This window comes from Nodosilinea sp. P-1105 (genome assembly GCF_012911975.1).
Taxonomy (GTDB): Bacteria; Cyanobacteriota; Cyanobacteriia; order Phormidesmidales; family Phormidesmidaceae; genus Nodosilinea.
The window spans coordinates 1-10,061 of the sequence record NZ_SMDQ01000108.1 but is presented as its reverse complement, the minus strand read 5'-3'; the positions used below and the strand labels follow the sequence as shown (position 1 = coordinate 10,061).

Below are 10,061 nucleotides of genomic sequence, written 5' to 3'. Positions count from 1 at the left end.
CCTTGCCCGTCAGTCACTAAAAGCACAAACCCTCAGTCCCTTTCACTTAGAGGGTTTCCCGGCTTAAATCACACCCCGAAAATTGTATTCATCAGAACCATGTCTTTCGGGCGAGGCTTCTTTCTGACTTAATCAGCAATTTATTGATCGCTTATTTTTCTAGAACTACGTTAGCAAAAGACTATTTCTTCAAAAGAGCCAAGCAAACAGTTAATTTGGCATCTATCAACATGACAATTCTGTCTAAATTCCCGGTGCCGATCTCGAGCCCTAAAGAGCAAACCCAAATACTTGAAGAGATTGAATCGCGTCTTTCTATATGTGATCAGCTCGAAGCCGATATTGAAGCTAACCTTAAAAAAACTGAAGTTCTTCGCCAAAGTATCCTTAAAGAGGCTTTTGAAGGCAAACTAGTGCCCCAAAATCCTAATGATGAACCAGCTTCCGTTCTGTTGGAGCGTATCGATAAAGAAAGGAGAAAAAATATTGAGGAAGCGAAGAAAATTAAGAAAGTTCGGAAAAAACAATCTGGAAGGCAAAAGAAACGGGACAAGATGGCTAATTTGCGTGATGTATTAGAATCTACGGATGGTTGGATTAATGCTCAAGCACTATTCCAGAAATGTGGAATTGGTGACAATTCAGCTACTGATACCATAGAAAACTTATACCTTGAGCTAAGGGATTTCATAAAAGATGGCGCAGTAGAGGTTGTCAGGCGTGATGATGAAGATTGGCTACGCCTCGTTCCTATGGAGGAAAAGTAGCTATGAGACTGAATCATTTTTGGATAAGAGAATATAAAAATCTCAGGGATGTATCAATTGATTTTGATGAAGATAACTGGGTTACCGTTCTTATAGGATGGAATGGAACGGGTAAATCTAATGTTTTAGAGGCTCTAGCCGCACTGTTTCGAGATTTAATAACAGAGAAAAATGATAAAAACCAAAATAGGAGGCCTTCATTCTCATATAAACTTATTTATCAATGCCATGAAAATTTAATCTGCATTGATGCAGACCCGAACCGAGATCGGGACTCATATCAAATACATGTACAAAATGGCATCGAAGAGGATAATCCTTTAATTCAAGAGACGGTTTTTCAAAAATCTATTTTTTCTGATGAAAATAAAGGGGAATTAATATCATTCAATAAGTTCAAAGAACGTGATTATGAGTACTTGCCCAAATATGTATTTGGTTATTATTCAGGTAACAGTTCCCGAATGGAAGATGTTTTTCGGAAATATTTAACAAAATATGATTCTGACCTAAGAAACGGAAAAGATCCAGGGCTAAGACGCTTATTTTATGCACTGCCTGTTTATAGTCATTTTGTTCTTTTGGCATTCATCCTTAATCAAGATGATGCTGTCAAGGATTTTTTGGAAAACCAGCTAGGTCTAGAACCCGAAGGCGGCATAGACTCAATTTTGTTCGTTATGAGACAACCGTCTTGGAGTAGCAAACAAGGCGATCCCCGATTCTGGAACGCTAGAGGAGTAGTTAGTCGATTTCTCGACAGATTATATAGTGTTGCGCTTGCGCCAATTCGGATAAAGCGAAGAGTTAAAGTATCTCTATGGAATACGAAAACATTAGAATTTTTATATCTTTATCTGAAAGACTTAAACTCCTTACGTGAACTAATTGGAGATCAATCGCCTCGTGAATTTTTTCGAGATTTGGAAAGCACTTATGTTTCTGAGCTTATTGAAGAGGTCAGAATTCGAGTAAAACTTCGAAAAAATGATGGTTCAGTCACTTTCAAGGAACTAAGCGAAGGGGAGCAACAGCTTTTGACAGTACTCGGGCTATTACGGTTTACAGCAGAGGAAGAAAGTCTATTTCTGCTAGATGAACCAGACACGCACTTAAATCCACGTTGGAGTGTCGATTATTTAGATTATTTGCAGAAGTTTTTAGGTACTGAGAAGACTAGTAGGGAAAGCAGTCATATTGTTTTAACAACGCATAATCCACTTTCAATAGCTGAACTTGTTAAAGAACAAGTTCAGATTCTTAGGAGAGATCCAGACGATTTAACCGTCAATGCCTTTCCTCCAGATGATGACCCCCGAGGGATGGGATACTCGGGGATTGTTACAAGTGATATGTTTGGCTTAGCCGCAGCTCTCGATAAGCACACTTTAGATTTATTAGAAGAAAAAAGGTTGATTACCCTGAAAGATGAGCCTTTGACAGAAGAAGAAGCCAGACGATTAAGTGAGATTAATAGAGAACTTGAACCTTATGGTTTTAGGCATGAAGCTAGAGATCCGCTTTTTCGGGAATATTTGAAAGCAAGATATGACTATGAAAAAAATCGTCTTCAGGGAAATAGGATTGCAAATCTACCTGCTCAAGAAAGACGGTCCATCGCACGCGACCTAATGTTACAAGTCATAACTGAGGTGTCGAACCAATAATTCTAACTATATGAGATACATAGATAACCGACAAATTCGATTGCCGGAAGGCTGGGTAGAGGAGGCTAGAAATGCACTAGCATTAGTGCGAAGTGGGCAAAAAAACGTTAATGACTTGGGCGATATATGGAGAAAACTAAAAGACCCACTAGCTGATTTGTCTAATGATAAGTGTTGGTACTGTGAATGCCATCAAGAGCGCTCAGATGACGCAGTTGATCACTTTCGCCCTAAAAATCGTGTTTCTGGATGCCAAAATCCTCATAGTGGATATTGGTGGCTAGCATTTGAGGTGAACAATTACAGATACTCATGTACTTATTGTAATAGTCGCCGTAAGAATTGTGAAACAGGTGATACTCAAGGCAAAGGAGACTTCTTCCCACTTATCGATGAAGGAAGTAGAGGATATCAAGAGAACCAAGAAAGGTATGAAAGTCCTGCACTGATTGATCCTTGTAGGCCTCTAGAGCCGGGATGGATAGATTTCTATGCAGATGGTACTCCCTGCGCTAAATACCCACAGGTAGAATTACGTAGAAAGAAGGCTGAAGCATCTATTTATTATTATCATTTGAATCACCCAGATATAATAGAAGCCAGGAGACGTATAGCTGTTGATATAGGCAGTTGGATCGATGAAGGCGATGAGCTATACGAGCAATTAGATGAATCTACAGACGCTGTACAGAAAGCATTCTCAGGAATTATGAGAAACATCATTACAGCGATGAATGAAGGTTCGCCCTATTCTGCTTTTGTTAGACGAATTGTTAGAGATCATCGTGATAAAGCATGGATTGATGATTTATTTCAAATACTATAGCGGTTCTTGATTGGCTGAAGTACATTGAATTCCTTGCTACATAAGGATTGCAGGACTTAGGCTACACCTCACTCGGGTGAAAACCGCTATATAGTGTTTTTACGTTTTATAGTCCCTTTCATACTTTCCTATGAATACCACCGCCAGCATCGTCTCTAAAGTTTGGAGCTTCTGCGACATCCTCCGCGACGACGGCGTCGGTTACGGCGACTACCTAGAGCAGCTCACCTATCTGCTGTTCCTCAAAATGGCCGATGAGTACAGCCAGCCCCCCTACAAAAAAGATGTGGGCATCCCCGCCGACTGCACCTGGGACAGCCTGCGCACCAAAAAAGGCGCAGAGCTAGAGACCCACTACGTCACCGTGTTGCGCCAACTGGGACAACAAAAAGGGCTGTTGGGCCAGATCTTCACCAAGTCCCAAAACAAAATCCAGGATCCGGCCAAGCTGGCCCGCATCATCGACATGGTCGATCGCGAGAAATGGAGCACCCTGGGCAAAGATGAGCACGGGCGCGACATCAAAGGCACCATTTACGAAGGGCTACTGGAGAAAAACGCCGAAGACACCAAAAGTGGAGCCGGACAGTACTTTACCCCCCGGGCTCTGATCTGGGCCATGGTAGAGTGCATTCGCCCAGAGCCCCTGGCCACCATCGCCGACCCGGCCTGTGGCACTGGCGGCTTCTTCCTGGCCGCCTACGACTTTTTGACTAACCCAGATAACTACCAGCTCAACCGCGACGAGAAGAAATTCCTCAAATTCGAGACCTTTCGGGGGAACGAAATTGTCGCTAGCACCCGCCGCCTGGCCCTGATGAATATGTTTCTCCACGACATCGGTGACATCAGCGGCGAAAGCATGATTGATCCCAAAGATGCGCTGATTGCTCCCCCCGACGAAACCTACGACTACGTGCTGGCCAATCCTCCCTTCGGCAAAAAGAGCAGCATGACCTTCACCAACGAAGCTGGAGAACAGGAAGAGCAAGATCTGGTTTATAACCGCCAGGACTTTGACGCCACCACCTCTAACAAACAGCTCAACTTCCTGCAGCACATCCGCTCTATGCTCAAAATCAGCGGCAAAGCCGCCGTGGTGCTGCCCGACAACGTGCTATTTGAGGGCGGAGCCGGGGAAAAAGTCCGCAAAGCCCTGCTCACCAAAACCGACCTCCACACCATCCTGCGCCTGCCCACCGGCGTATTCTACAAACAGGGGGTGAAAGCCAACGTCCTCTTCTTCGACAACAAACCCGCCGCTAAGGATCCCTGGACGAAGGAAGTCTGGTATTACGACTTCCGTACCAACATCCACTTCACCCTAAAGAAAAACCCGATGCGGCGGCAGGATTTGCAGGACTTCATCGCCTGCTATAACCCTAAAAATCGCGGCGATCGCACCGAAATCTGGTCAGAAGACAACCCCGAAGGCCGCTGGCGCAAATTCACCTACGAGGAGCTGATCGCCCGTGATAAAACCAGCCTCGATATCTTCTGGCTCCGCGACAAAAGCTTGACTGACCTCGACAGCCTGGATGATCCTGACGTGCTGGCCCAGGAGATTGTCGAAAACCTGGAGGCTGGACTAGAGAGCTTTCGGGCGATCGCAGGGGCACTGGGGGAGAAGTAGACGATATACGCTTATACCAATCCTTTATGAAGTTGCACTCAATAAGGGGCTGAAGCCCTTGCCCTGTAAGGGGGTATTAGTTGCAAGCTCACATTGAATTAGTGTTAGCCCATAAGCTCAATAGAAGCAAGATATGACAGATTGGTCCTTCACAACCGAGTTTGACCTAGAAGAGTTTATCTGGGCAAGTCTAGAACCACTCCTCAACCTCAAGCCCCTGGCCCGTCAGTACGGCATCCAGGGCCAGATCTGCGACATCCTGGCTACTACTCCAGAACGGCAGCCCGTTGTCCTTGAGCTGAAGAACGTCGAGGATCGCCATGTGGTGCAGCAGCTCACCCGCTACTACGCTGGCCTGCGCCAGGGCCAGCCCTTTGCAGAACAGATCGATTACAGCCTGCCCATCCGCCTGGTGGCGATGGCTCCCACCTTCCACCCCCACAACCACATCGATCGGGAGTACAACTGCCTCGACCTGGAGTTCTACCGCTTCAGCATTGCTGACGACGGCGATCGCTTCAGCTTTCAACTTGCCAATGTGGATTCAGCTACAGAGACAGCGATTGAGGTAGGACCCAGGTTCCATCCTTTCCTCCAACCGACAGAGGAAGAATCGGCATTGGCCCCACCGGCGCTGGTCATCGGGCGGCCACCCAAGTCCTTGCGATCGCAGCTAGAGGCGATGGCTCCAGAGCAGGCAGAACTGGTGTTAGCCTTGCGGCTCCAGATCCTTGAGTTTGACGATCGCATCAGGGAGGTAGGCCGTTCGAGTCGGACTCAGTACGGTTTGGCCAAAGGGGAAAAGGAGGTCTATAAAACCAAGCTGTGTGCCGAGTTTTTGCCTGCATCTGGAGTTTCTGTGCTGCCTGAGCTATACCTAATGCTGCCTTATCCGAAGAAAGAGGTTGCAGGCCCAGGCCGCTACAAAAAAGAGCGGGTAAAGGGCTTGGCCTGGGCTGGCATCTCGCTGTGGTTTGACGTAAAGCATGTCACCTTCTACCTGGGGAAAAGTCGCACTGGCTTTAGCTATCAACTTTCCTATGAAGACTATGCCAAGCTCTGTGGACGCCTACTAGACGATCAACCACAGCTTGGGTCTTACAGGGATTTGGTTGCCTTGGCCCTAGCGGAATGGAAGCAGGTGGTAGACGGCTAATCATCGATCGCCGTGGTCATCGCCACATAGAGCAACCGGGCCTCATCTGCTGATTGTTATAGCCGTTCGGCAGGAAGCCCACCCCAGGGATGAGCACCTTAAGGCTTATTTATTTTGATCTACCCCTGTGGAGGAGTCAGGAAAGGCACCCCAGAACATCTTTATACGGGCAGCCACGCCAGGATGGATGTCTGGTTCTGAGACAACTCTCCCCGCTGCCGCGATCATCTCAACGGCTCCTGCCGGGTTGATACCCAAAGAGTAGTTAGCCCGACATGCAGACATATGACCCTGGTTGACTGACAAAAGTTGTTGGCCCTCACCCCCAACCCCTCTCCCAGAGGGCGAGGGGAGCCGATCCACTCTCTTGTTCCCTCTCCCCTCGGGAGAGGGCTAGGGTGAGGGGCTTCCGAAGGATCTGTGCATAAGTTTTGTCAGTCAATGAGCATATGACCACCGTTGCTGAAAGGGGCAGGTGTCGGCATCCCTTCACACAAAGGTGGGCCTACACCTAAACCCTATTACAGGCCAAACTCAGCGATTAGGTCTTCGTCAGAGTCATCGGCAATGGTGGCAACAATAGTCATCAGACGAGAAATTTCGGCGGGGGAAATGTCCTGCATAATGCGGCTAGATATCACCAGCACCTGATTCCCGGAAATGCCAAATCGGGCTTCCAGGGTTTCGTTGCAGTTCATCTCTAGCAGGTGTCGCATCAGGCGGGGCTCATCCTTAGCGGGTAAGGGCAACACTGGCGACCACACAGTCAGGGTATCCGCCTCAGTTTCACCGGTCAACTGCACATAGACACTGACAGTACCGTACTTAAAGGTCCAAAGATGCCCTTCCTCCGTGTGGCTGACCATCGCCCCATCCCCCTGGTCAAGGCTAGCGATCACCGCTTCAATCGTCTCTATATAAGACGCAGAATCCAGGTCTGATACCGTTAAGGTCATGGGGTAATCGAAATCCATAGTGTTGTTAGCCATAACACAGAGCATCCTAAACGTGCGGCTACCATAGTGGCTCTATCCAACTGTAGCCTTAAGTGTCCCGGGTTACCAGAGCCGCTAAAGCCGTTGCTCTAGGGTCTTAAAGCTATCGATATCAGACGGGGTGGGGTGGTGTTCAACCGGGGCAATGCTAAATCCAGAGGTAGAACAAGCTTGCTGCCGTTCTGGGCGCGACGAGTAGCGGCAAAGGTGCTCAATGAAGTGAAACACCACTTTCGGATCTGACCACTGCATTTCCGCCCGCTGTTTCAGAATAATTAGGGCTTCCTTATCGCTCATTGAAGTACGCCACCCCTTACGTTGGCGGCACGAGACCCAGGCATTCAGCACTTGAAAAATGCGGGCCAGGTGGCAGTTGGGAATGGCGCGCAGATGGTACTGCTCCAGCACTAAGGCCACATCCTTAAGCCCTGAATCTCTGGCGATTTTGGCACTTTCTTCAAACAAAATGTGCATTTGGTTAATCACCTGGGCATGGTCCTGAAACTCTTGGGCCAGGCAGTCATCACTCAGGTAAAGGGCTCCTAGATTTTTAAAGTGAGCCGCTAAAAACAAGGTTTTCTTATCTTTCTCACTGAGGCCCGAAATACTGCCATAGGCAAGACATAGGTCGGCCAGCAAAATGGATTCTTCGAACAGCCATTGCTGCTTATGTTTAAGCAAGCTCCTGAGGAGTTTAACGTAGCTGTGGAAGCTAGGGTAGCTCATGGGGGTCTGTTCCTTGATAGTGCCGGGGGAAAGCGCGACCAATGTACATCAAACCCAAGTCCAGACCTGGAGTTCCGCCTGTGGGAAAACTCTAGATCCCGAGCTGGACTTGGTATACATCAACTTACCCGCAGCTTACTGAAAAGTAACTCTAAGGCTGACAAACGCTTTCTCTGCCCAGGTAGGGTATCAGGCAGAAAAAACAAGCATCAGAGTTATGACACAAGCAGCACCCAACAGGAAACACCCTTAGTTTAATGCAAGATGACCCGTTGTCCAGAGAACCTACGGCCCTTGGCGAGCCACAGGCTTACTTCCAGGACTTATTTTCCAGGTCGCGTACCTGGCGCTCTAGGCGATCCAGGCGACCCCGTAGCTCATCCATTTCCGCCTGGCGAGGCACCCCCAAATCTTGCAATGTGTTGCGAAACAGCCGCTGAAACTGGTCCTCCAGGGCACTGTTGTTGACATTCAGCTGGACCATCACATCATCGACGAAGCTACGGGCCTGGTCTGGGTTAAATTTGCCTTCTCGTACCCACTCTTCGGTCACTTGTTTCAGCCTCTCAGCCACTAAGGATGTGGTTCCGACACCAATCATTAGCAACTGCCGCAAAAGGTTGTTGTTGTCCATAAACCTATCTCCTGAGGGATGATGTGCCCGGGCTTGGTAGTTTGCCTTTCGCCAGGGGCAACCCCGTAACCCCCCGCTTTATTGTGTCAGACATCTGAAGATTTCTCAGGTATTGAAAGCCGTACCCTATGGGTTCACCCTAGTACTCTGAGGCATAAGTCGGCCAACCATTCCTGATACCTGAGACCTGACACCTGAGACCTGACACCTGAGACCTGACACCTGAGACCTGACACCTGAGACCTGACATCCTCAGCAACGGTGGTCATATGTCTGCCAGGCAATACTAGCCCCGCACCTCTGACTTCCGTAAGGTTGGATACAAAGTTAACCCCCTATTTGTATTGAAGTATAGGGAGTTCTTGCTGATTTATCTATCCTTCGGGCATTGCGCTTTGGCTAGCGTTTATCCGTTGCTGGATGCGGCCCGTCTGCTCCACGACCTGCAAAAAGTTCATGGGATTGCCCAGTCCCTCAGTGGCAATCTCGATCCCAATGCCGTAGCTCGCCAGATGACCGTATCTCTGGTGGAACAGTTTGATTGTGCCTTTGCCCGCATCTGGCTAGTGGAGCCCGATGGCGCTAATCTACGGCTGGTGGCCTCATCGGGCCTGTACACCCACATCGATGGGTCCTTTGCGCGGGTACCCATGGGGGCCTACAAGGTAGGTAAAATCGCCCAAAATCAGGTGCCTTTTCTGAGTAACCAACTGGCGGACGAACGCTGGGTCAAGGATAGACAGTGGGCCTTAGACAACCATATCCAGGGGTTTGTGGGCTACCCTCTGGTGGCCCGCCAGCGAGTCCTGGGGGTGTTGGCCGCGTTTAGTCATCAGCCTTTTGCCCCAGAATTTCTAGAAGTAATGCAGGTTATTTGTATGACCCTGTCGGTCGCCCTCGATGCCGCCTTACAGGCTAGTCAGGGGGACCGGTCAGCGATCGCTACCGCGATCGCCCCGCAGCCCCTGTCCGATCGAATTGCGGCGATTTTGGGTAGCACCCGCCCACTTTTGGTGGGTACAGAGCAACCGTTGCCCATGTCACTGGCCTATGGCTTTTTGCGCACCGCAGAGCTGTTGCAACGCCTGAGGTGCAGCTACTGTCGGCTGACCTATGACCCTAGCAGCGTTACCCTGGAGGCGATCGTCAGCCAGTCCCCTTACCAGAGTGGAGGCTGTGGTCAGGTTGGGGGGGGAGAGCCGTTACTCTTTGATGATTTGCAACAGTTTACCGCTTATTTAGGCGGTAGTCTGCAAGCCAAGCCTGTAATTTCCGGTCAAGCCTGGCAAATCGCCCTAGCGTTACCGGTGGTCAGGGGCGATCTTACCCTGTCGGTGCAGGTGCAATGTCGATATGGGGTGCTGCAACAGGCGTTTACCCAACTGGCCCGGCGCGCTGGCCTCAGTCTAAAGGAACCAGCGGCAGTGCGGATTACCGATAGCACTGTTCTGGCCGCTGGTCCCCCTACTTTGTGGATTCAGCAACCTGGCCGCCCCCAGCCCACCGGGGTAGCCGCCACTGTAGATTTAAACGTGACCGCCGCTGAGTTACTGACGCAGGTCAAGGGGATTGTCCATGGGCTTAGCGGGTGACAAGGGGACTCAAAGCTTCAGGGGACAATGCTTTGAGAGAATAGGAAGGACAAAAAATAGGGAGT

9 protein-coding genes are annotated in these 10,061 nt (G+C 49.2%); 6 read left to right on the top strand and 3 right to left on the bottom strand.

The window, feature by feature from the left end:
* Positions 1–143: 143 nt before the first annotated feature.
* The 5 genes from E1H13_RS25430 to E1H13_RS25410 all read left to right on the top strand — a co-directional run bounded on the left by E1H13_RS25430 (position 144) and on the right by E1H13_RS25410 (position 6,049).
* On the top strand, positions 144–767 hold the full coding sequence (locus E1H13_RS25430; RefSeq protein WP_169617772.1) for a hypothetical protein: 624 nt from the start codon (positions 144–146) through the stop codon (positions 765–767).
* A gap of 2 nt (positions 768–769) precedes the next feature.
* Positions 770–2,434, top strand: coding sequence for an AAA family ATPase (locus tag E1H13_RS25425; RefSeq protein WP_169617771.1), 1,665 nt, complete (start codon positions 770–772; stop codon positions 2,432–2,434).
* A gap of 10 nt (positions 2,435–2,444) precedes the next feature.
* Complete coding sequence (locus E1H13_RS25420; RefSeq protein ID WP_169617770.1) at positions 2,445–3,260, top strand: hypothetical protein; 816 nt, start codon at positions 2,445–2,447, stop codon at positions 3,258–3,260.
* Positions 3,261–3,390: 130 nt separating this feature from the next.
* Complete coding sequence (locus E1H13_RS25415) at positions 3,391–4,893, top strand: class I SAM-dependent DNA methyltransferase (protein WP_169617769.1); 1,503 nt, start codon at positions 3,391–3,393, stop codon at positions 4,891–4,893.
* 133 nt (positions 4,894–5,026) lie between these two features.
* Positions 5,027–6,049 (top strand): endonuclease NucS, encoded by a 1,023-nt coding sequence (locus tag E1H13_RS25410; protein ID WP_169617768.1) that lies wholly within the window; start codon positions 5,027–5,029, stop codon positions 6,047–6,049.
* A gap of 521 nt (positions 6,050–6,570) precedes the next feature.
* On the opposite strand, the gene E1H13_RS25405 is transcribed toward E1H13_RS25410, so the two are convergent.
* The 3 genes from E1H13_RS25405 to E1H13_RS25395 all read right to left on the bottom strand — a co-directional run bounded on the left by E1H13_RS25405 (position 6,571) and on the right by E1H13_RS25395 (position 8,404).
* Complete coding sequence (locus tag E1H13_RS25405; protein WP_240966857.1) at positions 6,571–7,023, bottom strand: YbjN domain-containing protein; 453 nt, start codon at positions 7,021–7,023, stop codon at positions 6,571–6,573.
* Between the two features lie 96 nt (positions 7,024–7,119).
* The gene (locus E1H13_RS25400) at positions 7,120–7,770 is read right to left on the bottom strand and encodes a hypothetical protein (RefSeq protein WP_169617766.1); all 651 of its coding nucleotides are present in this window, start codon (positions 7,768–7,770) and stop codon (positions 7,120–7,122) included.
* A gap of 310 nt (positions 7,771–8,080) precedes the next feature.
* Positions 8,081–8,404, bottom strand: coding sequence for a phasin family protein (locus E1H13_RS25395; RefSeq protein WP_169617765.1), 324 nt, complete (start codon positions 8,402–8,404; stop codon positions 8,081–8,083).
* A gap of 395 nt (positions 8,405–8,799) precedes the next feature.
* Between E1H13_RS25395 and E1H13_RS25390 the strand changes: the two genes are divergently transcribed.
* A complete protein-coding gene (locus tag E1H13_RS25390; protein ID WP_169617764.1) occupies positions 8,800–9,996 on the top strand; it encodes a GAF domain-containing protein in 1,197 nt (398 codons plus the stop codon).
* Positions 9,997–10,061 lie beyond the last annotated feature (65 nt).